The sequence below is a fragment of the Nocardioides sambongensis genome (genome assembly GCF_006494815.1).
In the GTDB taxonomy this organism is placed as follows: domain Bacteria; phylum Actinomycetota; class Actinomycetes; order Propionibacteriales; family Nocardioidaceae; genus Nocardioides; species Nocardioides sambongensis.
In genome coordinates this window covers 3,277,142-3,301,158 of record NZ_CP041091.1, presented here as the reverse complement: position 1 = coordinate 3,301,158, position 24,017 = coordinate 3,277,142, and the positions used below count along the sequence as shown (strand labels likewise).

Genomic DNA, 24,017 nt, shown 5'->3' with positions numbered 1-24,017 from the left:
GGCAGTGGCTCCTCACGGCAGTGGGTCCCGGCGGATCGGGCAGCTCATGCACCGGGGACCTCCCCGGCCCGAGCCGAGCTCGGAGCCGGAGATCCGGACCACCTCGATGCCCGCGTCCTCGAGCCGCGCGTTGGTCTCGACGTTGCGCTCGTAGGCGACCGCCAGGCGCGGGGCCAGCGCGAGCGTGTTGTTGCCGTCGTCCCACTGCTCGCGCTCGGCGGTGACCGCGTCCAGGCCGGTGTCGATCAGCTCCAGCCGGTCGATCCGCATCGCCCGCGCCGCCGCCACCAGGAACGGCTCGGGGTCGGCGACGTCCAGCCGCAGGCTGCCCTCGCCGTACCCGTCCGCGGCGGTGACCGCGTAGGCGGTGAGGGTGTCCGCGATGTTCGGGTACATCACCACCTTGTCCACGTCGACCATCGTGCAGACCGTGTCCAGGTGCATGGTGGCGCGCTCCTGGGCGATCGGCACCACCAGCAGGGTGTGCGCCAGACCGTCCTCGAAGACCTGGCGGGCCAGCCGCTCGGCCCCCGCCGGTGTGGTCCGCTCACCGACGCCGACCGCGATCACGCCGGGCGCCAGCAGCAGTACGTCGCCGCCCTCGACGTGCTCCAGCCGGTGGCCGTGGCTGCGGGCGACGTCGGCGAAGCGCGGGTGGAACCGGTAGATCAGCTCGGTCAGCTGGGTCTCCCGCTTGCGGGCCGGCATCGCCAGCGAGGTGATCGCGACCCGGTCGGGCAACCAGACCGAGGAGTCGCGGGTGAAGAGCAGGTTCGGCAGCGGCTCGACCAGGAACCAGTCGTCCGGCATCAGCGTGGTGACCAGCGAGCTGGCGCTCGGCCCGACCGCGGCCCGGAGCTCGTCGTTGCGCACCCCGGCAGTCAGGTGGAGCGTGAGCTCCTCGGGGGTGGCGTCGTCGAGGAACGCGTGCAGCCGGCCGCGGACGGTGTCCCCAGGTCCAGTCCGCCGCTGCCGGTCAACGCGGTCTCGACCGCGACCGTGCGTGCCTCCGCGTCGGCGAGGGTCTGGGTCAGCAGCTCGGTCAGGTAGAGCACCTCGACGTCCCGGTCGCGCAGCGCCTCGGCGAAGGCGTCGTGCTCCTCCTGGGCGCGGGTCACCCACGGGATGCCGTCGAAGAGCAGGCGGTCGTTGTTGCGCGGGGTCAGCCGCTGGAGCTCCGGCCCCGGCCGGTGCAGCATCACCGTGCGGAGTCGACCGACCTCACTGTCCACGCCGGCCTGAGGCGTCACCTGGTGCGTCATGGGGCGACTCTAGGTGGGTCCGGGGTGGATCCGGCCACCCCGCCGCCGACGCCCACCCGACGCCCCGAGGCTCAGCCCCGGTGGTCGGCGCGGAACGGGTCGGCGGGATAGACGCCCAGGATCTTCACCTCGGTGGTGAAGAAGTGCAGCTCCTCCAGGGCCCGGGCCAGCGGCGGGTCGTCCGGGTGTCCGTCGACCTCGGCGAGGAACTGGGTGGCGACGAACTCGCCGCCGACCATGTAGCTCTCCAGCTTGGTCATGTTGATGCCGTTGGTGGCGAAGCCGCCGAGCGCCTTGTAGAGCGCGGCCGGGATGTTGCGCACGTTGAACACGAAGGTGGTCACCACCGGGCCGTTGCCGGCAGGGGCCTGCACGAAGTCGCGGGAGAGCACCACGAAGCGGGTGGTGTTGTGGTCCTCGTCCTCGACGTCCTCGCGCAGGATCCGCAGCCCGTAGGTCTCCGCCGCCAACGGCGGCGAGATCGAAGCCTGGGTCGGGTCGGCGGCCTCGGCCACCTCGCGGGCGGCGCCGGCGGTGTCGCCGGAGATGATCGGGGTGAGGCCGAGCTCGCGGATCACCTTGCGGCACTGGCCCAGCGCGTGCACGTGGCTGTGCACCGTCCTGATCGTGTCCAGCGAGGCGTCCGGGACGGCCATCAGCATGAACTGGATGCGCAGGTAGTGCTCACCGATGATGTGCAGCCCGGAGCCGGGCAGGAAGTGGTGGATGTCGGCGACCCGGCCGGCGATCGAGTTGTCGATCGGGATCATCGCCAGCTCGGCGGCCCCGGTGGTCATCGCCGCGAACACGTCCTCGAACGAGGCGCAGGGCACCGCCTCCCAGTCCGGGTAGTGCTGCATGCAGACGATCGCGGAGTTCGCGCCGGGTTCCCCTGGTAGGCGATGCGGGGCATGCGCTCAGGGTAGTGGGCCGAGCCGGACCGGCGTCTCCAGCCCCGCGTAGGCGCTCGCCGGCACCACGGTCAACGCCAGGAAGAGGGCCGCGAACGGCAGCGCCACCACCCCGAGCCCGCCGACCAGGCCGGAGAAGAGCAGCATCCCGCCGAGCAGCCCGGGACCCAGCGCGGCCAGCAGCACGGCCGTGCTCGGCCGGCGCCGCCAGCGGGCCGCGGCGGCTCCGGCGCACCCGGCCAGCCAGACCCCGGGAAGGGCCGCGGCCAGGCCGAGGACGACCACCACACCGTCCCAGCCGGTGCCCGAGGTCGCGCCCAGGCGGGCGCCGGCGAGCAGCGCGGTGCCGGCGCCGAGCAGGGCCAGGGACACCCCGAGCAGCAGCATCAGGACGTTCAGGACGCGAGCGCAGATCAGCATGGCGACCACGCTCGTCGCGGACCGGCGGCGGCGCCTGAGCACGCATACCCGGTTCCGACACACGGCCCCGTTCAGGAGCCCGGGCACCCGCGCGAACTACCTTGGCGCCATGGAGCTCTTGCTGGCGGGCATCGCCGTCGTCCTCGCCGCCGCGGCGCTCGCACTGGTGCTCGTCGACCGGTGGTCGCGCCGGCGTCCCGATCACGACCTGCCCGCCGACGTACCGGGTCTGCGGGCGGAGGTGGCGGCGCTGCGGGCCGAGGCGAAGGGGGCGCTGCGCCACCTCGCGGTGATCCGCTACGACGCCTTCGAGGAGATGGGCGGCCGGCTGTCCTGGTCGCTGGCGCTGCTCGACGACGGCGGCGACGGGGTGGTGCTCAGCTCCATCCGCGGTCGCAACGAGTCACGGACCTACACCAAGTCCGTCGTCGGCTGGTCCAGCGAGCAGGAGCTCTCCCCGGAGGAGTCCGAGGCCGTCGCGCACGCCCGGATGGCGCGCCTCTGACCCACGGGGGTCAGCGCGGCACCCGCACCAGCAGCCGTCCGTGGATGCACTCCATGGTCAGCTCGCGACCGGCGCCGACGATGTCACCGTCGAGCTGCCGGGGCACCTCCGCCGACGCCCGTACGACGACCTTCCGGCCGGTCATCCGGGCCAGCGACTCCCCGGCCCGCTTCTCGCGCCGGGTGATCACCCGGACCACCAGCGGGATCCAGGAGAGGAACCGGCGCGGGTAGAGGAGCACCACGTCCAGCTGGCCGTCGTCGATGCTGGCATCGGGCAGCAGCATCATCCCGCCCTGCAGGCTGCCGACGTTGCCGATCACGCAGGTGCGGGCCCGGTGCCGGGTGAACGGCTCGTCGTCGACGGAGACCTCCAGCTTCATCGCCGGGAACATCAGCGACTTCAGCCCGGAGAGCACGTAGGCCAGCGAGCCGACCTTCTTCTTGATGTCCTCGTTGACCCCCTCCATGATCGCCGCGTCGAACCCCATCCCGGCCATCACCAGGAAGTGCGTGGACTCCAGGTCGTCCCCGGAGACGGCGACCATGTCGATGGCGCGGTCCTGACCGGTCAGCGCGATGTCGATCGCGGCGCGGATGAACAGCGGGATGTCGAGGTTGCGGGCGAGCAGGTTGCCGGTGCCGGCCGGGACGATGCCGACCGGGACGCCCGTCCCGGCGAGCTCGGCGCACACCTCGCGGACGGTGCCGTCGCCGCCGCACACGATGACCAGGTCCGAGCCCTGGACGGCCGCCTGGTGCGCCTGGCCCTTGCCGGGGTCCTCGACGGTGGTGAAGTGCCAGCTCGGGGCGGACCAGCCGGCTTCGACCGCCATCGAGGTCACCAGCGCCTGGAACGCCTCGACGGACTCCACCTTGATCGGGTTGAGCACCACCGCGAGCCGCCGGGCGGACGGCAGCGGGTCGGGCAGCGGGGCCGCCTTCGCCGCGTGGCTGCGGGGCAGCGGGCTGTAGATCGCCACCCCGATCAGCACCGTCGCCGCGCCGAGCAGGATCCCGCCCACCACGTCGGAGGGGTAGTGACGGCCCAGCAGCACCCGGTCGGCCGAGACCAGGGCGACGACCAGCACGACCAGCACCCAGGTGAGCCGGCGGATGCTGGCGCGACGTACCAGCATGGTGACCAGGACCAGGACCAGGCCGCCCAGGGCCGTGATCGAGGAGGCGTGGCCGGAGGGGAAGGCGTTGTTGTGCAGCAGGAAGTCGGTCGACTGCCAGTCGGGACGCTCGCGACCGACGAGCAGCTTGAGTCCGGTGGTGGCGGCCGAGCAGGCGACCATCACCGCGATGATCAGCACCACCGCGCGCCGGTGTCCCTTGATCGCCATCGCCGCCGCCAGCACGACGGTGTAGATCGTCATCGCGATGGTGCCGAAGGCGACCTCGACGAAGTGCAGCACGTCCAGCAGGCCGCGGTCGTCCAGCGCCCAGGCGCGGGCCGGCTCGCCGCGGTGGTCGAGGTCGACCAGCCAGGTCCACTCGGCGAGCACTCCGGCGGTCAGCACCGCGAACGCGACGAGGCAGCCGAGGCCGACGAGCAGGGGAGTACGACGAGGACGGTCCAGCACGTCGCGAGGATAGAGCACCACCCCGGCCCGGCCCGTGCCGTCGTGGCCACGCGGCGTAGCGTCGGTGCCATGAGCCACACCCCTGCGCTGCGTCGCCTCGGTCGCTCCGGTCTCGCGGTCTCCGCCGTCGGGCTGGGCTGCAACGTGCTCGGCCGGCGGGGCGCCGCGAGCGAGAGCCAGGAGGGCAGCGACCGGCTGGTCGGAGCCGCCCTGGACGCGGGCATCACTCTCTTCGACTGCGCCGACATCTACGGCGCAGCCCCGGGCCTGGCCGAGGAGCGCCTGGGCCGGGCGCTCGGGTCGCGCCGCGACGAGGCGGTGGTGGCGACGAAGTTCGGCATGGACATGGCCGGCGCCAACGGGCCGGACTTCGGCGCGCGAGGTTCGCGGCGCTACATCCGGACCGCCGTCGAGGCGTCGCTGCGCCGGCTGGGCACCGACCACATCGACCTCTACCAGTTCCACACCCCCGACCCGGCCACCCCGATCGAGGAGACCATCGCCGCGCTCGACGAGCTGGTGCGCGCCGGCAAGGTCCGCTACGTCGGCCACTCCAACCAGGCCGGCTGGCAGATCGCGCAGGCCGAGTACGTCGCCCGCGAGCTCGGCGCCGAGCGGTTCGTCTCCAGCCAGAACCACTACAACCTGCTCGACCGTCGCGCCGAGCTGGAGGTGCTGCCGGCGAGCCGCACGTTCGGCCTCGGCGTGCTGCCCTACTTCCCGCTCGCCAACGGGCTGCTCACCGGCAAGTACGCCTCCGGCGAGGCGGCCGAGGGCACCCGGCTCTCGACCACCCGCCAGCACCTGCTGACCGAGGCCGTCTCACCGCGGATGAAGGCCTACGGCCGCTTCGCCGAGGAGCGGGGCATCGACGGGGTCGCGGTCGCGATCGGCTGGCTGCTGGCCCAGGAACCGGTGGCGAGCGTGATCGCGGGCGCCACCCGTCCCGAGCAGATCGAGGCGAACGCCGCCGCCACCGCCTGGACCCCGACGCCCGACGACCTGGCCGAGCTGGACGAGCTCTTCCCGGCGCCCGAGAAGGTCGCCCTCTTCTAGGACAAGTCTCCTAGCGGGTCAGCCGGATCGGTACGTCGTGCAGCCGGCCGCGGTCCCGGACGCCGAGGCTCCACGGGCCGAGCGGCATGGCCCGGTCCATCGACACCCCGAACGTCCACCGCGGCAGCCCGGACTGTCGGCCGGCGCGCTGGAAGGGCACGTTGCCGCCGACCGGTCGGCGGTGCTGGTAGCCGGCGTAGACGTAGCGGGGTCGCTGCTCGGAGAGGGCGACCACGGTGTAGGAGCGCCCGCGGCGCAGCTGCCACCGGCCGTCGCGGAAGGGTGCCCCGAGGACGCCGTACCGGGGGACGTGGACGACCACCGAGGCCCGTGAGCTGAGGCCGACGCGGTCGGTCGCGGTCGCGGTGACCCGGACCCGGTCCCCGCGCAGTGCGGTACGACGTACCCGGACCCGCGCCACTCCCGACCCGGCGTCGCGGTCGACCACCTCGGGTCGCGGCAGCCCGCCCAGGAACACCTGTCCGTCGCGCAGGTCGGTGAACCGGACCCGGGGCCGGCGGGCGTCGAGGGCGAACTGGGCGGTGGTGGTGGCGACGGCGCCGTCGGTGGTGGTGATCGAGCGGGTGATCTCGTGGCGCCCGTGGCGGCGGACGGTGACCGGGGCCGGGCACGGCTCGGCCAGCGTCGCGGTGGCGCTGCCGGCCGTGCAGGTGAAGGTGACCCTCACCGGTCCGCGGCGCCAGCCGTCGCGCTGGCGCGAGGAGTGCACGGTCGCGGTGATCGTCGGCGCCGACCGGAGGATGGATCCCGACGAGGGTGTGTAGGAGGCGTCGCCGGAGTAGGAGGCGGCGACCGTGGCCCCGGCGGGGATCGAGGTGGCCAGGGTGGCGGTGCCGTCGACCAGCGTGGCGGTGCCGGCCGGGGTGCCGTCGACCAGGAAGTCGACCGTGCCGGTGGGGTCCTCGCCGTGGGTCGCGTCCGTGGCGACCGTGGCGGCGGCCCCCGCGGTGTCGAGCGCGACCGAGGTGGTGGTGGCGGCCTTGGCCACCGTCAGGTCGAGGTGGTCGTCCGCGCGGTCGTACCGGACCTCGTCGGTCGGGACGTAGCCGGCGGTCAGCCGGTGGGTCCCGGCCGGCAACGTCAGGTCGGCGAGGGTCGCCTCGCCGTCCTCGACGGCGACCGGGACGACGACGCCGTTGACGGTGAAGTCCACCCGGCCGTCCAGGTCGGCCTGGTCGCTGGCGACGGTCGCGGTCACGTCGAACTGCTCGCCGTAGGTCGGGGCAGTGGAGGTGGAGGTGAGCGTCAGCATGACCGGCACCCGGGTGACGTCGAAGGCCTGGATCGCCGGGGTGGCCGCGGGGTGCGTGCCGGTCGCCGGGCTGGTGGCGGTGATGCTGCAGCGGCCCGCAGCGACCAGGTCGACCCTGTCGTCGTTCACCTCGTCGTCGGTCACCGTGCACACCGACGGGGTGGTGCTGGCGAAGGTGACCGCGGCGCCGGACTCGGCGGTGGCGGACAGGGTGTGGGTGTCGCCGACGAGGGCAGGGACCGGGGAGGGGCTGGTGAAGGTGATCGCGTTGGAGCGGGCCTTGACCACCGTGAAGCTCTGGGTGGCCGTGCCGTTCGCGACGAAATCGGAGCCGTACGCGAACGCGGTCACTGTGCAGAGACCGGGCGCCACCGCTCTCACCGTGCTGCCGGCGACCGTGCAGGTGGCCGGGGTGGCCGACGTCACCGTGGCGGCACGGTCACCGGAACCGGACGCGGCGGCCACATAGGTCTCGCCCACCCCCAGGTCGTCGGGTGCGGTCGTGGTGAAGGCCACCGTGTTCGGAATCTTCGTGCTCCCCACCGCCGCGACCTTCACACCAGCGGTGAGCCGGACACCCAGCCCCACCGTGGCGTCAGGGCTCGATGTCCCACTGCCGAAGACGACGCCATGACGGAAGTCGAGGGCTCCCCGCTGCACCACCCTGGTCTGGACTCCACCCGTGTCGGTCGTCCCCGCGAGGATGCTGCCGGAGCCGATGGGCTCGGGCATCGGCCGCCAGTAGGACGGCATGGAGTAAAAAGAAATCCCATACACGTCCGCGCGACCGTCACCGTCGGTGTCACGAAGGGCATAGAACGCGGGGGCGTGGTTGGTGATGGTGAAGCTGACCCCCAACGTGGACGGCGCCCCCGGCTCGAACTCGAAGTCGAACCGGATCATCTGCCCGAGGGCCGCGGCGTTCACCGACTCGGCGTGCCCCTGACCCGCGCCGTGGCGCACCAGCGCGCCGTCCTCGATGCTGAGCCCCGCCCCGACCGGGTCCGGCACGGTCCACTTCGGGCCGAGGTCGCCGGAGTCGGGGCGCTCGAAGTCGTCGGCAAAGGACGCCGGATCCGCCGAGTCGTCCGGGTCCGCCGCGTGCGCAGCAGGACTCGTCGCGACGAGGGCGCCGAGCGCGATCGCGGCGGCGAGCAAGGGGGCCAGGACGGCGCGGAACATGCGCGAGGTGTGCGGCACGGGAGGTCCTCGGGGCTGGGCGACGATGCGTCGTGGCGGACGGACCTCCCGACAGGGCCGCGCGAACTCGTGGACGCTAGTGCAGTCGCACTGCCGGCAGCGGCGCCATCCCGCCTCCCGGACGGATCCGGGACCAAGGTCCCGATCGGCCGCGAATCGGTCGGCGTCGGGCCCTCCCGATAATCTTCCTCGCATGATCGACCCGCGCATCCTCCGTGACGAGCCCGACCGCGTCCGCGCCGCCCAGGCCAAGCGCGGGCTCTCCGCCGGCGTGGTGGACGTGGCGCTCGAGGCCGACTCCGCGCGCCGCGCGGCGATCGCCGAGTTCGAGACCAAGCGCGCCGAGCAGAAGGCGATGGGCAAGCAGGTCGCCCAGGCCCAGGGCGAGGAGAAGCAGGCCCTGCTGGCCCAGGTCAAGCAGCTGGCCGCCGAGGTGAAGGCGGCCGAGGCGGCCCAGGGCGCCGCCGAGGAGGCCTGGGACGCCGCGATCACGTCGATCCCCAACATCGCCGCCGACGAGGCGCCGGCGGGTGGCGAGGACGACTTCACCGTGCTCGAGCACGTGGGCACTCCGCGCGAGTTCGACTTCACCCCGCGCGATCACGTCGAGCTCGGCAGGATGCTGGGAGCGATCGACCTCGAGCGGGGGGCCAAGGTCTCCGGCTCGCGCTTCTACTTCCTCACCGGCGTCGGCGCCCAGCTCGAGCTGGCCCTGGTCAACCTGGCCATGGACCAGGCCCGCGAGGCCGGCTTCACCCAGGTGATCGCACCGTCGCTGGTCAAGCCGCGGGCGATGGAGGGCACCGGCTTCCTCGGCCAGGCCGCCGACGACGTCTACCGGATCGAGGGCGAGGACATGTACCTCGTGGGCACCTCGGAGGTCGCGATGGCGGCCTACCACTCCGACGAGATCCTGGACCCGGCCGCGCTGCCGCTGCGCTACGCCGCGATGAGCCCGTGCTTCCGCAAGGAGGCCGGCTCGCACGGCAAGGACACCCGCGGCATCATCCGGGTGCACTGGTTCGACAAGGTCGAGATGTTCGTCTACACCACGCTCGAGGAGTCCTACGCCGAGCACGAGCGGTTGCTGGCCTGGGAGAAGGAGTTCCTCGACAAGCTCGAGCTCGCCTACCGGGTGATCGACACCGCTGCCGGCGACCTCGGCCTCAGCGCGATCCGCAAGTTCGACTGCGAGGCGTGGATCCCCACCCAGGGCAAGTACCGCGAACTCACCTCGACCTCCAACTGCACCGAGTTCCAGGCGCGCCGCCTCGACGTGCGCACCCGCAACGACGAGGGCCGCACCACCCCGGTGGCCACCCTCAACGGCACGCTCACCGCGATCCCCCGCGCGATCGTGGCGATCCTGGAGACCCACCAGAACGAGGACGGCTCGGTCACCGTGCCGGTCGCGCTGCGGCCCTACATGGCTGGCGCCGAGGTGCTGAGGCCGGTGACCCGTGGCTGAGGTCGACCCGGGCTGGACGCCCAAGATCGTCGCGCTCGACATCGACGGCACCCTGCTGCGCTGGGTGCAGGGCCGCGGGCTCAGTCACGAGGAGGTCACCGAGGCGGTTCACGACGCCGTCCAGAGCGTGCTGGACGCCGGCGCACACGTCGTACTGGCCTCGGGGCGGGCGCCGCACAACATGACCGTGGTCGCCGACATGCTCGACCTGCACGGCCACGGGGAGAAGCTCTGGGTGGTCGCTGCCAACGGCGCGGTGGTCTTCCGCTACCCGCCGATGGACGTGGTGCACGAGGTCACCTTCGACGCGGCGCCGGCGGTGCGCGCGGTGCTCGCCGCGCACCCCGAGGCGCTGGTCGCGGTCGAGGAGAGGGGCGTGGGCTATCGCGTCTCCGCACCGTTCCCCGAGGGCGAGCTGGGCGACAACCTCACCATCGCGGATGTGGAGGAGATGGTCTCCCAGCCGGTCAGCCGGGTCATCATCCGCGACCCGAAGGCGACGGTGGAGGAGTTCGTCGCGCTCGCCGAGCGGCTGGGGCTGCAGGGCACCGACTACGCGATCGGCTGGACCGCCTGGCTCGACCTGGCACCGGTCGGGGTCTCCAAGGCCTCGGGACTGCAGTACGTCGCCGACGAGCTCGGCCTCACCGCCGACGACGTGCTCGCCATCGGCGACGGCCGCAACGACCTCGAGATGCTCACCTGGGCCCGCCGCGGCGTCGCGATGGGTCAGGCCGTCGACGAGGTGAAGGAGACCGCGGACGCGGTCACCGCCACCGTCGACGAGGACGGGGCCGCCCTGGAGATCTCGCGCTGGTTCCCCGGCGCCGGATCTGTTGGGATGTCCCGGTGACCACCGCCCGCACCCCGCTCCTGCGCGCCGGCCTGGTCGCCGCTGCGGCGACCGCTGCGCTCGGCGTGGCCGCGCCGGCGACCGCGGCAGCGCCGGGCGAGCTCGCGCCGTCCGCGCGGGCCTGCGGTGAGCTCGACCTGAGCGACGAGGACGCGGTCTCCGACCGGGCGGCAGACGCGGACAACGTCTTCGTCGGCGAGGTGACCGCGCTGCGGCGGGTCCGGGTGCGTAGCGAGATCCCCGCGTCCCCCGGAGCGACGCAGCAGCCGGCCGCCTCCGACCCGGCGACCGGCACCGCGACGGACGCGGCCGCGCCGGCCACCGTCGAGTGGCGCCACACGGTCCAGGTGGAGGTCGACTACCGCGGGCTCGTCGACGCCGGGTCCGAGATCACCGTGGTGCTGACCAACGATCTGGGCGAGACCAGCGGCCGCCTGCTGGTCGGTGACACCTACCTCTTCTTCGCCACCGACGAGGGCAACCAGCTCGCCGCCGACCCGTGCACCGGTGCGGTGTTGCTGCCGAAGGGGATGACCGCCGGCGTCGAGGAGCACCTCGCCGCCGCGCTGATCCCGGCGCAGCCGTCGGCCGTCGACCCCAACCTCGCCCTCAGCGCGGACGCCGAGGAGGACCCGCCGATGCTGGGGCGGCTGATCGCGCCCGGTGGCGCGCTGGCGATCGTCGGGGTGCTCGGCCTGGCGCTGGTCGGTCGGCTGGGCCGCGAGCGGCACTGACGCGGTCGCTGACCCGGCCGCAACCCCGGCCGCAACCTCGGCCGGTCAGAGGTACATGCCGCCGCCGCGGCTCTCCTCGCCCTGCTCGTCGGCTCCGGCGGCCTGCGGTGCGCCGGGCATCATCGGTCCGCCACCCTGGGGCAACGCCCGCCGGATCTGCTCGAACTGGGCGCGGGACGCCATCTGCTGGGCGTAGATGGCCGTCTGGATGCCGTGGAAGAGTCCCTCCAGCCATCCGACCAGCTGCGCCTGGGCGATCCGCAGCTCGGGCTCCGACGGCGTGGCCTCCTCGTCGAAGGGGAGGGAGAGCCGCTCCAGCTCCTCGATCAGCTCCGGAGCGAGGCCCTGCTCGAGCTCGGCGATCGAGGAGCGGTGGATCTCGGCGAGGCGGTGGCGGCTGGCGTCGTCCAGCGGCGCGGCCTTCACCTCCTCCAGCAGCTGGCGGATCATGCTGCCGATCCGCATCACCTTCGCGGGCTGCTCGACCAGGTCGGTGAGGGACTTGCCCTCGCCCTCCCCGTCGTCGTCGTCGCCGGCCTGCGTGTCGTCGCCACCGAGGGATGCCTGGGTCAGCGCACTGGCCGGTACGGCGCCTACGGGCTGCCCGTCGGGGCCGATCACCACGATCCGCTGCTGGTCGTCCTGCCCGTCTCCGGAGGGGGTCTGCGTCATGCGGCCAGCCTAGGTCAGAGGGTGAGCAGGATCTTGCCGATGTTGCCGTCCCCGTCCAGCAGTCGGTGCGCCTCGGCGACCTGCTCCAACGGCAGGACGTTGCCCACGATCGGCTCGACGGCTCCGGACTCGACCAGCGGCCACACGTGCTCGACCACGTCGGCGCAGATCCAGGACTTGTCCTCCACCGGCCGGGACCGCAGCGCGGTGGCGATCACGGCGCCGCGCTTGCCGAGCAGCTTGGCGATGTTGAGCTCCGCCTTCGCGCCGCCCTGCATCCCGATGATCACCAGTCGACCGGAGTCGGCGAGGACATCGATGTTGCGGTCGAGGTACTTCGCCCCCATGTTGTCCAGCACGACGTCCGCGCCGACGCCGTCGGTGCGCTCGCGCACCACCTCGACGAAGTCCTCCTCGCGGTAGTCGATCGCGACCTCCGCGCCGAGTGCCACGCAGCGCTCCCGCTTCTCCGGCGAGCCGGCCGTGGTGAAGACCCGGTGGCCGCGGGCCGAGGCCAGCTGGATGGCGAAGGTGCCGATGCCGCCCGCGCCGCCGTGCACCAGCAGCACGTCGGCGTCGTCGAGGGCGGCGGTCATGAACACGTTGGACCACACCGTGCAGGCCACCTCCGGCAGCGCGGCCGCGGTGACCAGGTCGATCCCGTCCGGCACGGGCATCAGCTGCCCGGCGGGGACGGCCACCTTCTCGGCGTACCCACCTCCGGCGAGCAGGGCGCAGGCCCGGTCGCCGACGGACCAGTCGGTGACGCCGTCGCCGACTGCGGACACGGTGCCGCTGCACTCCAGGCCGATGATCTCGCTCGCCCCCGGAGGCGGCGGGTATAAGCCCATCCGCTGGAGCAGGTCGGCCCGGTTGACGGCGGCGGCGGCGACGTCGAGGACCACCTCGCCGGGGCCCGGACGGGGGTCGGGGACGTCGCTGATCGTGAGGACCTCGGGTCCACCGGGCTCGGTCGTGGTGACGGCACGCATGGGACCAGTGTGCCCGCTGGCCGGGCAGGGTCTCAGACCAGCGACTCCTCGTCGGCCTCCGTGACGGAGTCCGGGGCGGTCGCGTCGACCAGCTCGTCGGCCTCGGGGTCCTCGTCGGTCTCGTCGACCGCGCCGGCCGGTCGGTCCCATGCCTCGGCGAGGGCCTGGACCCGCGCCGCCATCGCCTCGATCCGCTCCGGGTCGGTCTCCCCGCCCCCGGCAGCGACCCCGAGGAGGAACGCGGTGACCGGCCCGGCCGAGGCGTGCACGTTGTCCACCGCGACCTCGGCGAGGTCGGCGAGCAGCGCCTCGTCCGCCTCTGCCTCGATGTCGAGCAGGTCGCACACCTCGTCGATCCAGTCGTGGAGGTTCACCCGTCCAGGGTGGACCTCGGTCGCCCGATCCGACAAGAGCGATCCGCGAAGCCCCAGGTCAGGCCAGGTCGCGCAGATCGGTCCAGGTGTCGACGTCGCGGTGCTCGTCGCCGCGGGCGTCGACCTCGGCCAGGTCGAACGGCTCCAGCAGTCGGTGCAGCGCCGCTCCGTGCTGCTCCTCCCGGCCCGGGCGCACCGCGTCCAGCCGCGCGGTCTCCACCACCAGCGCGAGCTGTCGCCGGCCGTCGGGGTCGGTCAGGATCGCGCCGTCGTGCCCGACCGCCGCCGCGGTGAGCCGCCGGAACGTCGTCGCGGTGAGGAAGGGCATGTCCACCGCCAGCACCGCCAGCACCGGAGTACGACGCAGCAGCTGGTCGCGCCCGGTCAGCAGACCCGCCACGGGTCCGCCGAAGGCCGGGTCCTCGACCACGAAGGTCACCGGCCGCTCGGTCGGGACCTGCGTACCCACCACGACCACCTCGGCGGCGTCGATCACCGCGTCCAGGCTGCGCGCCAGGAGGGTGCGGCCGTCCAGCTCGATTGACGCCTTGTCGGCTCCACCGAGCCGGCTGGCCCGGCCGCCGGCCAGCACGATCGCGGAGAAGGTGGTCAGCCCGGTCTCGATCACGTCCGGCAGCCTCGCACAGCCCACCCGCCGAGTGGCAGGCTGGACGGGTGCGTGAGACCACCGATCGACCCGCCCCGACCCGGCCGCTGCGGATCACCCTGGTGCAGGCGGCCTCCTCCCTCGAGCCTGCCGACAACCGGGCGGCGCTCGACCGGCTGGTGCCCCGTGCGGAGGGCGCCGAACGCCCCGACCTGGTGGTGCTGCCCGAGGCGTTCGCCCGCGACTTCGGTTCGGCGGGCTCGGACGTGAGCCCCTTCGCGGAGCCGCTCGACGGGCCGTTCGGGTCGGAGCTGGCCCGGGTCGCCGAGGATCGGGGGACCACCGTGGTGGCGGGGATGTTCGAGGCCGGTCCCGATCCGGAGCGGCCCTACAACACGCTGCTGGTTCGCGGGGCGGCCGCGGCGTCGTACCGGAAGGTGCATCTCTACGACTCGTTCGGCTACCGGGAGTCCGACCGGCTCAGCGCCGGTGGGGTGGCCCCGACGGTCGTGGAGGTCGGCGGCTGGCGGGTCGGGCTGATGACCTGCTACGACCTGCGCTTCCCGGAGATGGCGCGCTCCCTGGTCGACGCCGGTGCCGACGTCCTGGTGCTGCCGGCCGCCTGGGTCGCCGGGGAGGGCAAGGTGCACCACTGGCGCACCCTGCTGACCGCCCGCGCGATCGAGAACACCGTCTACGTCGCGGCGGCCGGGCAGCCGGCCCCGCGTTACTGCGGCACCAGCCTGGTGCTGGACCCGATGGGCCGCGAGATCGCCGCGCTGGGCGAGTCCGAGGACCCCGCCACGACGACGGCCGTCGCCGACCCCGAGCTGCTCCTTCGGACCCGTGACGCGAATCCCTCGCTGCGCAACCGGCGGCTCTGACCACTTCGGCGATGCCCTAGTCTGAACGGCCGTGCCCACCCCCTCCGATCTCCCCCGTCGGCTCCGAACCCGCACCGCGGCGCTCGCCGCATCGCGGTGGCCGCTGGTGGCCGCGGTCGTGGGTGTCCTGGTCGGCACCGGGTGCCTGGTCGCCGCGATGGTGCCGGTCGGACCGGAGTGGCTGGCCGCCGCCGGGGCGGTTACCGTCGCGACCGTCTACAGCTGGGGACTGGCCGCCCGGGAGGGCGGTCGGCCGGTGGTCTTCGGCACCCTGGCGCTGGCGATCGGGCTGTCCGCGGTCCTCTCCGACCAGGACCTGCTGCGCACCGGGGCGTCGGTGCTGACCGCCACCGTGGCCGCGGTGCTCGGGGTGATGATCACCGTCCCGACGAAGGGTCTCTGGGCGGCCGCGCGCGAGGCGCTGGTCGGGGTGGTCATCGCCGCGGTAGGAGCCGTGGCCAGCATCGGCTTCGAGCCGGCGATCAGCGTGGAACGCTACGAGTACACGACGCTGGCCCTGGGACTGATCGGCGTCTTCGTCGTCGTCTACCGGCTCGGCGCCGGGTTCCACGGGCTCGGCAAGCGCGGCATGATCGTCGTCGTGGTGGGGGCCGTGCTGCTCTCGCTCACCCTGCTCTACGCCGAGCTGCTGCGCCGCTACGGATCGAGCAGCACCGTCGACGACCTGCTCGAGGCGGTCCGCTGGAGCCGGGACAACCTCGGCGCCTTCCCGCGGCCCATCTCGACCGTGCTGGGGGTCCCGGCGCTGGTCTACGGCTGCCACCTGCGGGCGCGCCGCCGGCAGGGCTGGTGGGTCTCCGCGTTCGGCGTGGCCGCCACCGCCCCGATCGCAACGGCCCTGGGCAACCCGATGATCACCTTCGACGAGGCGTTGCTGTCGATCGGGTTCAGCCTGGTCATCGGCGTCCTGATCGGCTGGGTGGTGATCCGGCTGGACCTGCTGCTCACCGGCAACCGCGGCCGGCGGCGCCGGGTGGCGGAGAAGCTCGACGCGATCCGCCCCGAGCCGCCGCGCACCGCCGCGCTGCTCTGAGGCTCCCGGGCTGGTCTGACTGGCTGCTCGGACTGGCTGCTCGCACTGGCAGAGGGGGCGGGATTCGAACCCGCGGTAGGTCTCCCTACGACCGCTTTCAAGGCGGTTCCGATAGGCCACTCCGGCACCCCTCCTCGCCGGCGGACCCATGTGCAGGACATGCGACCTCACACCGACGAGCCCCGATTCTAGAGGAGCACCCGGGCCGCGGAGACGTAGCGTCAGGCCATGACTGCTCCGCCCGCACACCGTCGCGCCGATCTCGAGGCCGCTGGTCTCACCGTCCGCGGCGCCCACGTGGTGATGCTGCGCGCCACCTCGCTGACCCTCGCCGCGGGTGAGGTCCGCGCCGTCGTCGGGGAGCCCGGCCACGGTCACACCGCACTCGCTCTGGCGCTCGCCGGCCGCCTTCCGTACGACGCCGGCACGGTCACCCTCGACGGCGACCCCGGCGCGGGCCGGCGTCGGCGGGCGGTCGCGCTGGTCGACGTACCGGGGGTGAGTGAGCCGGACGGACCGATCCCGCTGTCCACCGTGGTGCACGAGGAGCTGGCCTTCGCGCGCCAGCGGCGCCCGCGCCGGGTGATCCGCAGCTGGGTGGGCGACCTCGACCCGTCGACCCGGTTCGAGGACGTGCCGCCACCGCACCGGGTGGCGCTGCTGCTGCAGCTGGCGGCGCTGCGGCCGGGCGTGCGGTTCCTGGTGCTGACCCTGCCCGAGCGCTACGGCGCGGAGCCGGTGCACTGGGAGCCGGTGGCCCGGGAGATCGCGGCGAGCGGCCCCGGGGTGCTGGTCACCGTGGGGCCGACCACCGCGGCCGGGCTGAGCGTGCCGACCTCGCGGCTGGGCGGCGTCTCCGAAGGAGCGGTCGCATGAACTCGTTCCGCTTGGCCGCGACCGAGTTGCGGCGACTGACCGCCGGGCGGCTGCCGCGGGTCGCGTTGATCGCCCTCGTGGTACTGCCCACGCTCTACGGCGGGCTCTACCTCTACGCCAACCATGACCCCTACGAGCGGCTCGGCGAGGTGCCGGCCGCCCTCGTGGTGGAGGACCAGCCGGTGACCACCGACGATGAGGAGATCCACGCCGGGCGCGACCTGGCCGACCAGCTGCTGGAGCAGCAGGACTTCGACTGGCACGAGGTCGACGCCGACGAGGCGGAGGCGGGGGTGGAGAGCGGGCGCTACGACTTCGCGCTGCGGATCCCGGACGGATTCTCGGCGGCGCTGGCCAGCATCTCCGAGCTGGACCCGGACCAGGCCCGCCTCGAGCTCGTCACCAACGACGCCAACTCCTACCTCTCCACCACCATCGCGGGCCAGGTCGCCACCCGGGTGCGCACGGCCCTCGCCGAGCAGGTCGGCACCCAGGCGGCCACCTCGTTCCTGATCGGCCTCTCCGACGCGCGGTCGGGTCTGCAGAAGGCGGCCGACGGCGCGGGCCGGCTGCGCGACGGGCTGGGGGACGCGAAGGCGGGCGCGCGGCGGCTCGAGGACGGCACCGACGAGCTGGCCGCCGGCGCCGCCGAGGTCGACGGCGGTGCCCATCGACTGGCCACCGGACTGCAGGAGATCGTCGAGTCCACCGCGGCGCTGCCCCGGCAGTCGCGTCGACTGGCGCGTGGAGCACGCCAGGTCGCGGCCGGGGACCGGCGGATCGCGAAGGTCGGCGACCGGGTCGCCCGCGCCTCGACCCAGGTGCGCAAGGCCTACCGGACCGGGCGCGGTGAGCTGCGCCGCCGGCTGCGATCGGTCGGACTGGAGCCGGTGCAGGTCCGGCGCGTGATGGGTGTCTACGACGACCTGGGCCCGCCGCTGCGACGCGCCGATCGCAAGGTGCAACGGACCTCGGACCAGCTGGATCGGCTGGCGAACGGCTCGCGCTCGGTCGCCGACGGGGCGCAGCGCCTGGCCCGGTCGGCGCCGCAGCTGGTGCGAGGCCTGCGCCAGGCACGCGACGGCGCCGACGATCTGGCTGCCGGGACCGGGGCGCTGGGGGTGGGGGCCGACGAGGTCGCCGCAGGCGCCGAAGAGCTGTGGACGGGCCTGGGCACCCTGAAGCAGGGCGCCGGCAGGCTGAGCCGACAGCTCGACGCGGGCGCCGCACAGGTCCCCGATCTCGCCGCCCCCGAACAGGAGTCGGTGGCCGACGCGATCGCCTCGCCGGTCCGGGTCGCCGAGTCCGGGCAGACCGTGGCGGGCTCGTACGGCGCCGGGCTGGCGCCGTTCTTCCTCGGACTGGCCGCCTGGATCGGCGGTTACGCACTGTTCCTGATCGTCAAGCCGTTGTCGCGTCGGGCGATCGCCGCCGACCAGGTGCCGCTGCGGATCGCGCTGGGCGGCTGGCTGGCGCCCACGGTGATCGGGGTGCTCCAGATGAGCGTGATGCTGACCGTGGTGAGCCTGGTGGTCGGCATCGGGCCGGCGAACGCGCTGGGGACCTGGGCGTTCCTGGTGCTGATGTCGGGCACCTTCATCGCGATCGTGCAGTGCCTCAACGCCTGGCTGGGCACCGCGGGCCAGTTCCTGGGCCTGGTGCTGCTGGTACTGCAGCTGATCACCGCGGGTGGCACCTTCCCCTGGCAGACGATCCCGAGCGCCCTCTATCCGCTGCACCACGTGCTGCCGATGTCCTATGCGCTCGACGGCCTGCGCCAGCTGATGTACGGCGGGCTCGACGCTCTGGTGCTCGGCGACATCGCCGTGCTCGCCGCGTGGGGCGCCGGCGCGCTGGCGCTGACCGCGGTGGCCGCGCGGCGACAACGGGTGTGGTCGGTGAGCCGGATCCAGCCGGAGCTCACCGTCTGAGGGCGGACTGACGCCGTGCGGGTCCGGCTGCGCGGTCAGCGCGGTCGGGGTTTTGGCGGTGCCGAGCCCGCCTTGTTCAATTCGGTCCATGAGCAAGCCCGTGCCCGCCGTCACCGACTACCGGCTCGCCCCGCCGGTCATGGCCCGGTTCATGGGTGCCTACCTGATCGTCTTCGCGATCATCGTGCTGATCGCGACCGTGGTGATCGCCTCGGTCGACGTGAACGCCGACGCGCTCGTGGTGCTGCTGATCGTGGGCCTGGTCGGCCTCTTCGGGCTGGGGTGGTGGATGCGGTCCCGGCTGGTCGTCGTACGGCTGACGGCGGCGGGGTATCGGGTCAACCTGATCCGTGGCGCGGGGGTGCGCGAAGCCCGCTGGAGCGAGGTCGAGGACGCGGTCGCCGCATCGCCACGGGACATCGACTGCGTCGTGCTGCGGCTGCGCACCGGCGGCACGACGACGATCCCGGTCGAGGTGCTCGCCGCCGACAAGGACGACTTCGCGCGCACCGTCAAGCGCTACCTGCAGGCTGCCCAGCGCTGAGTTCCGGCGCCGGGTTCCGGTGGCCGATTCGGTGCCCGGGAGCGGCGCCTTGTAGCCTTGGGCCGCCGGTGGGTCACACCGCCGGTGGGGAGGCGTCGCCTAGTCCGGTCTATGGCGCCCGCCTGCTAAGCGGGTTGAGGGTAACCCCCTCTCGCGGGTTCAAATCCCGCCGCCTCCGCAGACGTTGGGCCCCGGTGAGTCGCACTCGCCGGGGCCCGACGCGCGTCCGGGCCGGAGACCGCGCTCGCCGGACGGCGACAGCGGGCCTCGACAGAAGTAGAGTTACTCCCGCCCAGCAGGTTTCGGACGACCGTTGTTCGGGAAGATGCCGCGCGCATACATTGGCGGGACGCTCGGGACCCTCAGGATCAGGAGTCTGACAATGAAGAAGTTCGTTCGTCGTACCGCCCTCGCCGCCGTGGCCATCGCCGCCACCATCGGGCTCGTGGCAGCGCCGGCACCCTCCCACGCCCGTGACTCCGGTTGGGGTTACTCCGCTCCCGTCGGCGACGGCGACTGATCGCAGCCCGACCACACGACTCGAAGCGGCGACGGGTGCGGACTCACGGTCCGGACCCGTCGCCGTTCGCGTCCTTCCGCCCGGCGGCGGGCGAGCGCTCGTCGGCGTCCTGCCCGGTGATGCCGAGCTGGCCCATCATGTAGCCGAGCTGGAATCGGGTGTCGGCCTCGTACTCGGCCTTGAGGTCGGCCACGTAGCCGGCGTACGTCCGCGGACTGACGCCGAGGCGCTTCGCGCTGACCGCGTCCGCGTGGCCCTCGATCAGCATCCGGATCGTCATCGCCCGCTGCTCGGCGGCGATCTCCCGCATCACCGAGGTCTGCGTCGAGACGAACGGGTGGCCGCGGGCGAAGGCCCGGTCGAAGACGTCGACCAGGTAGGCCACGATCCCCGGATCCCGTACGGCGACGGCGGTGGCCGGTCCGTCCGCCCCCGGGATCACCGCGACCCGCCGGTCCACCACGATCATCCGGTTGAAGAACTCGTCGAGGGTGCGGACCTCGGCACCCTTCTCGGTGATCTGGGCGACGTACTTGTGGGTGATCGCCTGGCGCCGCGCGCTGTGCTGGTAGAGCGTGCGCATGGTGACCCCGCGCTCGAGCGCCTCGAGGTCGCGCAGGGCCGCGGCGGCCAGCGACTGGGCGTCGCGGCCGGCCTGCGGCTGTGCGGTCAGCAGCTCCTCCTCGGCCTCGCCGAGCAGCGCGTTGAGGTAGGGACTGATCGCCTCGCGGTGCAGGTAGGTCAGCGGCCCCGAGGACTCCGACTGCGGGGAGCGACGCCAGGACTGGCTCAGGGTGCTGAACGCCTTCGTCCAGCGAGCCGACTCCTCCAGCAGCCGGGCACCCTCGGCTCCCAGCGGCGCGACCACGCGCGACTGCGAGGCGGCCGGGTCGATCGGTCGCCACATCGAGGTGTCCGGGTCCTTCACCAGCAGACCCATGTCGACCAGCAGGTCGAACGCCCGGCGTTGCGGTGCACCCTCGGCGATCCGTACGTCGTCGGTGTGGATGCCCTTCTCCTCCACGGCCGCCTCGTAGAGCGCGATCGCGTCGGACTCGAACACCTCGCGGTCCTCAGGCGGGTATCCAGGCATGGGTCGCATCGTTCCACAGCGCCTGCGCCGTCGCGCTGATTCGGCATCGGGTGGCCGGCTCCGCTATTCTCTAGCGGTCGCCTGATGGCGGCGGGCGCCTGTAGCTCAACGGATAGAGCATCTGACTACGGATCAGAAGGTTTGGGGTTCGAATCCCTACAGGCGCGCAGCGTGATCTCTCGCGAGATGTGACAACAGGCCGGACCCCGACGGGGTCCGGCCTGTTGTGTGTCTCCACCGCGGCAGGCCCGCGATGGCGCAGTCGTCGGCGATTTATCGCAGACGCACTGTGTGGTGGGGGCTGAGTGTCGGTCATGATGGGTGGGTGATCGGTCGGAGCGCTCAACTGTCGGATGCGCTGGGCTACCTCGCCGCTGGAGTGGACGTGGTGATCGAAGGTGTGCCAGGCAGTGGCCGTTCGACCTTCCTGACCACGCTCGGCGCGGAGCTCGAGGACGACGGCGCCGAGGTGGTGCGCGTCGCCGGCATCGCCGGTCTCCGGGACCATCCGCTCGCCGCGCTCGACGCGCAGCTCAGGTCGGACGGCGGGCCTCGGCTGACCGGGGCGATCACGGCGGTCGTCGACCGCCTGAGCGAGCTGGCGTCCAGCGGACGCTTCGTGTTGATGATCGACGACGCCGATGCGCTCGATGACGCCTCGTGGGGGGTCATCCTCACCGCGCAGAGCAGTTCATCCCGGGCCGGCTCGTCCCAGTTCAACATCGTCTCGTCCAACCTGCTTTCGTGCGAGTCCGGGCCGCGGCAGATCGAGCGGTTGCACCGTGCGTACGACGTGCGCCTCTCCGCTATGCGCCTCGACGAGTTCGAGCGCCTCATGACTGAGCGAGCCGATGGCCCGATCGACAAGTTCACGCTCAGTCGCCTCTACGCGAAATCCGCGGGGCTGCCGGGTCTGGGGATCGGCCTGGTGGATGTGGGGTGCAGAGAAGGCCGATTGGTGCGGCACCGTGGAGTCTGGACGGCGACCAGCGACCTGTGGAGCCCTACGCTCCGTCGCCTGGTCGAGCGTCAGATCGCTCATCTCACCGGTCGCGAGCGGAAAGCGACTCAACTGCTCAGCTTGGCAGGCCCGGTCAGCATGGCGGAAGCTGAGGAGCTCATCGGGCGCAATGTACTCGACCGGCTCGAGCGCAAAGGCCTTCTGCGTTTCACCTCGACGGGTGGAGTCCCCAAGGCGACGGTGACGCCACCGTTGGTCAGCGAGCAGTTCCGCCACTCCGTCGGAGGTTTCGAACGCAACCGGACCCTGCAGCATCTCGAGCGGCTTGCACCGACCTCCCCGGTCGAAGACGGTGATCTGGTCGACGCGTCGCCGAGTGAGAGGGACGCGCTCTTCGTACGCACCGTCCATGAGCACGCTCGAGCTCGCCTCGCGGAGGCGCGCGCGACGTGGCGCAGGACGCATACCGCCACGACCGCGTTGGGGCTGCTGGACGCCCTCTCGATGACCGGCGCACCGGAGTCGGAGATCGAGACGGTCACCCATGAGATTCCGATCGATTCTCCCGACTGGCTCCGGGTGCGGTTGTGGGACGCGGAGCGACGCGCGACCTCGGGGCAGTACTCCGAGATCCTGGACGAGCTCAGTGTGCTCGCCGACTCACTGGGAGGCGGCGACCTGCTGCGGGCCCGCGCGACGATCCTGCGGATCCAGACAGATCACGTCACGCTTCCGCCGGACCTGGATCCTGAGTCTGTCGTCGAACGGATGGCGCGAACCGCCACTGCCGCCGATGTCGCCGCCTACCGCCTTGAGCGCGCACGAGCCGGCATCGCGCAGGGTAGGTTCCGTGCTGCGGGTCGTGAGCTCGACCTCCTCGATGGCGACGAGGTCGGTCTCGGCGACTTGAGCGCCGAGAGCCTGCGATGTCTGGTGCTCCTCGGGGAGGGGGACCACGCGCAGGCCCTACGCCGGGCCACTGAGGGGCTGGCGGTCGCGCGCGACCGACGCGACGCCCGGGTGATCCAGAAGTTCTCCTACGTGGCCGCGCTCTGCGCGTTCGTCTCCGGTGACTACGCGAACGCCGACCGCTTCGTCGAGAGCGCCCTTGCCACGGGAATACCCTCGGGCGTGCCGCAGGGGCCGGCACTCGGCCTTCTTTGCATCGGGAGCGTGCTCGCAGGACGTCTCGGTCATGCCGACCTGGCGCGGGCGCGAGTGGCCGACGCACGAAGGATCGGTGGTGGTCTCGGACCGTTCCCAGCGATGTCGGCCGACTGGGCACAGTTCCAGATCCTTCTCGCCGACGGCCACCCCGACCAGGCGTTCGCAGATCTGCGGGCCACCATCGACCGGCTGTATGCCGGCGGTGCGCGCTGGAGCGCGGCGATGGCGGATCTGTTGGTGACCGAGCTCCGTCCCGACCCAGCCGACCTGGACGGGCTCGGTGCGCGACTGAGCGGCATCGAGGGCGCGTTCGTCGGCGTGCTCCATCACTACGTTGCGGCGCTGGCGCTCGGCGAACCGGATGACCTCTTGAAGACCGTTCCCGGCCTGGCGACCACGGGCAGACCCGGCTTCGCCGTGAATGCGTATGAGCATGCTGGCCGAATCCTCCGGGACCACGGGCGCGACGAAGAAGCTGAGGAAGTGGCGGCCGAGCTGGAGCGCTTCCGGTCGTCGCTCCCGACGGGCGGATACGACGCGACCCGGTTCCGCCGGGTCGAGGTCCTGCTCTCGGAGCGTGAGTTGGAGATCGCTCACATGGTCCAGCAAGGACGATCGAATCCAGAGATCGCGGCCGCCCTCTTCCTCAGCGTACGCACTGTCGAGAGCCATGTTCGATCGATCATGCGCAAGCTCGGTATCTCGAGCCGTTCTGCACTGATTGCCTACGTCGCTGCCACGGGCAGTCTCTGAAGTTCGAAAGTGGCGCGGCCGCCTGTACGGCGCTGTAGCCGGCCGCCTTCACAAGGAAGTCGGATGCGAGGCCGTAGCGGGCACGCACGGGCGTGCCCAGACGACACGTAGCTGATGCCCGAGACCCCTGAGTCCCGATCGGTCGCCTGCTGATCTGGGCCATTGGTGCACTGACCCGCTCGCGTGGGAGCGGAATGGCTCTGGGTTGGGTCGACCCTTGGATAGGGATTCGCATGTCTCGGCCCGAATCAGGGCTGGTGGGACAACGCCGCCGGGACAGCGTCAGAAGTGCCTCGATTGCAGGCGCGATGACGACGGC

23 protein-coding genes and 3 tRNA genes are annotated in these 24,017 nt (G+C 72.3%); 14 read left to right on the top strand and 12 right to left on the bottom strand.

Annotated elements, in window-relative coordinates:
- Window positions 1-12: 12 nt before the first annotated feature.
- From FIV43_RS15530 to FIV43_RS15520, 4 genes are all read right to left on the bottom strand, one after another.
- Window positions 13-873: an arginine deiminase family protein gene (locus FIV43_RS15530; protein ID WP_269204021.1), complete on the bottom strand. Its 861-nt coding sequence runs from the start codon at window positions 871-873 to the stop codon at window positions 13-15.
- 8 nt (window positions 874-881) lie between these two features.
- On the bottom strand, window positions 882-1,262 hold the full coding sequence (locus FIV43_RS23225; protein WP_269204020.1) for an arginine deiminase family protein: 381 nt from the start codon (window positions 1,260-1,262) through the stop codon (window positions 882-884).
- A gap of 71 nt (window positions 1,263-1,333) precedes the next feature.
- Window positions 1,334-2,122, bottom strand: coding sequence for a prephenate dehydratase (locus tag FIV43_RS15525; protein WP_141014860.1), 789 nt, complete (start codon window positions 2,120-2,122; stop codon window positions 1,334-1,336).
- 57 nt (window positions 2,123-2,179) lie between these two features.
- Window positions 2,180-2,593 carry a hypothetical protein gene (locus tag FIV43_RS15520; protein WP_141014859.1) on the bottom strand — a complete coding sequence of 138 codons (414 nt, stop codon included), beginning with the start codon at window positions 2,591-2,593 and terminating at the stop codon, window positions 2,180-2,182.
- A gap of 109 nt (window positions 2,594-2,702) precedes the next feature.
- Here FIV43_RS15520 and FIV43_RS15515 point away from each other — a divergent pair, with 109 nt between their 5' ends.
- Window positions 2,703-3,098 (top strand): DUF4446 family protein, encoded by a 396-nt coding sequence (locus FIV43_RS15515; RefSeq protein ID WP_141014858.1) that lies wholly within the window; start codon window positions 2,703-2,705, stop codon window positions 3,096-3,098.
- A 10-nt stretch (window positions 3,099-3,108) separates the two neighbouring features.
- On the opposite strand, the gene FIV43_RS15510 is transcribed toward FIV43_RS15515, so the two are convergent.
- Window positions 3,109-4,686 carry a diacylglycerol kinase family protein gene (locus FIV43_RS15510; RefSeq protein ID WP_231123440.1) on the bottom strand — a complete coding sequence of 526 codons (1,578 nt, stop codon included), beginning with the start codon at window positions 4,684-4,686 and terminating at the stop codon, window positions 3,109-3,111.
- Window positions 4,687-4,755: 69 nt separating this feature from the next.
- Between FIV43_RS15510 and FIV43_RS15505 the strand changes: the two genes are divergently transcribed.
- Window positions 4,756-5,742, top strand: coding sequence for an aldo/keto reductase (locus tag FIV43_RS15505; protein WP_141014857.1), 987 nt, complete (start codon window positions 4,756-4,758; stop codon window positions 5,740-5,742).
- A gap of 10 nt (window positions 5,743-5,752) precedes the next feature.
- Here the strand turns inward: FIV43_RS15505 and FIV43_RS15500 are convergent, their stop codons facing one another.
- Window positions 5,753-8,197, bottom strand: coding sequence for an Ig-like domain-containing protein (locus tag FIV43_RS15500; protein WP_141014856.1), 2,445 nt, complete (start codon window positions 8,195-8,197; stop codon window positions 5,753-5,755).
- A gap of 211 nt (window positions 8,198-8,408) precedes the next feature.
- On the opposite strand from FIV43_RS15500, the gene serS reads away from it, so the two are divergent.
- From serS to FIV43_RS15485, 3 genes are read left to right on the top strand one after another with little or no spacing between them, the layout of a single operon-like run.
- A complete protein-coding gene (serS, locus tag FIV43_RS15495) occupies window positions 8,409-9,683 on the top strand; it encodes a serine--tRNA ligase (RefSeq protein WP_141014855.1) in 1,275 nt (424 codons plus the stop codon).
- Window positions 9,676-10,536 (top strand): HAD family hydrolase, encoded by an 861-nt coding sequence (locus tag FIV43_RS15490; RefSeq protein ID WP_141014854.1) that lies wholly within the window; start codon window positions 9,676-9,678, stop codon window positions 10,534-10,536. Before serS ends, FIV43_RS15490 begins: the two co-directional genes overlap by 8 nt.
- Window positions 10,533-11,270 (top strand): hypothetical protein, encoded by a 738-nt coding sequence (locus FIV43_RS15485; protein WP_141014853.1) that lies wholly within the window; start codon window positions 10,533-10,535, stop codon window positions 11,268-11,270. The genes FIV43_RS15490 and FIV43_RS15485 overlap by 4 nt, the downstream gene beginning before the upstream one ends.
- Window positions 11,271-11,315: 45 nt before the next feature.
- Here the strand turns inward: FIV43_RS15485 and FIV43_RS15480 are convergent, their stop codons facing one another.
- From FIV43_RS15480 to mobA, 4 genes are read right to left on the bottom strand one after another with little or no spacing between them, the layout of a single operon-like run.
- The gene (locus FIV43_RS15480; RefSeq protein ID WP_141014852.1) at window positions 11,316-11,942 is read right to left on the bottom strand and encodes a bacterial proteasome activator family protein; all 627 of its coding nucleotides are present in this window, start codon (window positions 11,940-11,942) and stop codon (window positions 11,316-11,318) included.
- A 14-nt stretch (window positions 11,943-11,956) separates the two neighbouring features.
- The gene (locus tag FIV43_RS15475) at window positions 11,957-12,934 is read right to left on the bottom strand and encodes an NAD(P)H-quinone oxidoreductase (RefSeq protein ID WP_141014851.1); all 978 of its coding nucleotides are present in this window, start codon (window positions 12,932-12,934) and stop codon (window positions 11,957-11,959) included.
- Between the two features lie 32 nt (window positions 12,935-12,966).
- Entirely contained in the window at window positions 12,967-13,308 is a 342-nt protein-coding gene (locus FIV43_RS15470; RefSeq protein ID WP_141014850.1) for a DUF6457 domain-containing protein, read from the bottom strand.
- Window positions 13,309-13,366: 58 nt separating this feature from the next.
- Window positions 13,367-13,936 (bottom strand): molybdenum cofactor guanylyltransferase, encoded by a 570-nt coding sequence (mobA, locus tag FIV43_RS15465; RefSeq protein WP_231123439.1) that lies wholly within the window; start codon window positions 13,934-13,936, stop codon window positions 13,367-13,369.
- A 47-nt stretch (window positions 13,937-13,983) separates the two neighbouring features.
- Between mobA and FIV43_RS15460 the strand changes: the two genes are divergently transcribed.
- Window positions 13,984-14,799 (top strand): carbon-nitrogen hydrolase family protein, encoded by an 816-nt coding sequence (locus tag FIV43_RS15460; RefSeq protein ID WP_231123438.1) that lies wholly within the window; start codon window positions 13,984-13,986, stop codon window positions 14,797-14,799.
- Window positions 14,800-14,830: 31 nt separating this feature from the next.
- Entirely contained in the window at window positions 14,831-15,853 is a 1,023-nt protein-coding gene (locus tag FIV43_RS15455) for a hypothetical protein (RefSeq protein ID WP_141014849.1), read from the top strand.
- A 46-nt stretch (window positions 15,854-15,899) separates the two neighbouring features.
- On the opposite strand, the gene FIV43_RS15450 is transcribed toward FIV43_RS15455, so the two are convergent.
- Window positions 15,900-15,987: transfer RNA gene (locus tag FIV43_RS15450), tRNA-Ser, on the bottom strand.
- A gap of 94 nt (window positions 15,988-16,081) precedes the next feature.
- Between FIV43_RS15450 and FIV43_RS15445 the strand changes: the two genes are divergently transcribed.
- The 5 genes from FIV43_RS15445 (at window position 16,082) to FIV43_RS21100 (ending at window position 19,724) form a co-directional block, all read left to right on the top strand.
- Window positions 16,082-16,729 carry an ATP-binding cassette domain-containing protein gene (locus FIV43_RS15445; protein ID WP_141014848.1) on the top strand — a complete coding sequence of 216 codons (648 nt, stop codon included), beginning with the start codon at window positions 16,082-16,084 and terminating at the stop codon, window positions 16,727-16,729.
- On the top strand, window positions 16,726-18,660 hold the full coding sequence (locus FIV43_RS15440; RefSeq protein ID WP_141014847.1) for a YhgE/Pip domain-containing protein: 1,935 nt from the start codon (window positions 16,726-16,728) through the stop codon (window positions 18,658-18,660). The genes FIV43_RS15445 and FIV43_RS15440 overlap by 4 nt, the downstream gene beginning before the upstream one ends.
- Window positions 18,661-18,748: 88 nt before the next feature.
- The gene (locus FIV43_RS15435; RefSeq protein ID WP_141014846.1) at window positions 18,749-19,204 is read left to right on the top strand and encodes a hypothetical protein; all 456 of its coding nucleotides are present in this window, start codon (window positions 18,749-18,751) and stop codon (window positions 19,202-19,204) included.
- Between the two features lie 88 nt (window positions 19,205-19,292).
- Window positions 19,293-19,382 (top strand) — tRNA-Ser (locus tag FIV43_RS15430).
- Between the two features lie 204 nt (window positions 19,383-19,586).
- The gene (locus tag FIV43_RS21100) at window positions 19,587-19,724 is read left to right on the top strand and encodes a hypothetical protein (protein WP_181407524.1); all 138 of its coding nucleotides are present in this window, start codon (window positions 19,587-19,589) and stop codon (window positions 19,722-19,724) included.
- A gap of 43 nt (window positions 19,725-19,767) precedes the next feature.
- On the opposite strand, the gene FIV43_RS15425 is transcribed toward FIV43_RS21100, so the two are convergent.
- Window positions 19,768-20,817 carry a phospholipase D-like domain-containing protein gene (locus tag FIV43_RS15425; protein WP_141014845.1) on the bottom strand — a complete coding sequence of 350 codons (1,050 nt, stop codon included), beginning with the start codon at window positions 20,815-20,817 and terminating at the stop codon, window positions 19,768-19,770.
- 94 nt (window positions 20,818-20,911) lie between these two features.
- Between FIV43_RS15425 and FIV43_RS15420 the strand changes: the two genes are divergently transcribed.
- Window positions 20,912-20,984, top strand: a tRNA-Arg gene (locus tag FIV43_RS15420).
- Window positions 20,985-21,142: 158 nt separating this feature from the next.
- Window positions 21,143-23,698 (top strand): helix-turn-helix transcriptional regulator, encoded by a 2,556-nt coding sequence (locus FIV43_RS15415; RefSeq protein WP_181407523.1) that lies wholly within the window; start codon window positions 21,143-21,145, stop codon window positions 23,696-23,698.
- Window positions 23,699-24,017: the final 319 nt, after the last annotated feature.

Coding starts and splice junctions, on each gene's coding strand:
- FIV43_RS15500 (WP_141014856.1), bottom strand. CDS start 8,197: ATGTTCCGCGCCGTCCTGGCCCCCTTGCTCGCCGCCGCGATCGCGCTC.
- FIV43_RS15505 (WP_141014857.1), top strand. CDS start 4,756: ATGAGCCACACCCCTGCGCTGCGTCGCCTCGGTCGCTCCGGTCTCGCG.
- FIV43_RS15425 (WP_141014845.1), bottom strand. CDS start 20,817: ATGCCTGGATACCCGCCTGAGGACCGCGAGGTGTTCGAGTCCGACGCG.
- FIV43_RS15480 (WP_141014852.1), bottom strand. CDS start 11,942: ATGACGCAGACCCCCTCCGGAGACGGGCAGGACGACCAGCAGCGGATC.
- FIV43_RS15440 (WP_141014847.1), top strand. CDS start 16,726: ATGAACTCGTTCCGCTTGGCCGCGACCGAGTTGCGGCGACTGACCGCC.
- FIV43_RS15475 (WP_141014851.1), bottom strand. CDS start 12,934: ATGCGTGCCGTCACCACGACCGAGCCCGGTGGACCCGAGGTCCTCACG.
- FIV43_RS15445 (WP_141014848.1), top strand. CDS start 16,082: ATGACTGCTCCGCCCGCACACCGTCGCGCCGATCTCGAGGCCGCTGGT.
- FIV43_RS15435 (WP_141014846.1), top strand. CDS start 18,749: ATGAGCAAGCCCGTGCCCGCCGTCACCGACTACCGGCTCGCCCCGCCG.
- FIV43_RS23225 (WP_269204020.1), bottom strand. CDS start 1,262: ATGACGCACCAGGTGACGCCTCAGGCCGGCGTGGACAGTGAGGTCGGT.
- FIV43_RS21100 (WP_181407524.1), top strand. CDS start 19,587: ATGAAGAAGTTCGTTCGTCGTACCGCCCTCGCCGCCGTGGCCATCGCC.
- FIV43_RS15525 (WP_141014860.1), bottom strand. CDS start 2,122: ATGCAGCACTACCCGGACTGGGAGGCGGTGCCCTGCGCCTCGTTCGAG.
- FIV43_RS15515 (WP_141014858.1), top strand. CDS start 2,703: ATGGAGCTCTTGCTGGCGGGCATCGCCGTCGTCCTCGCCGCCGCGGCG.
- serS (WP_141014855.1), top strand. CDS start 8,409: ATGATCGACCCGCGCATCCTCCGTGACGAGCCCGACCGCGTCCGCGCC.
- FIV43_RS15520 (WP_141014859.1), bottom strand. CDS start 2,593: ATGCTGATCTGCGCTCGCGTCCTGAACGTCCTGATGCTGCTGCTCGGG.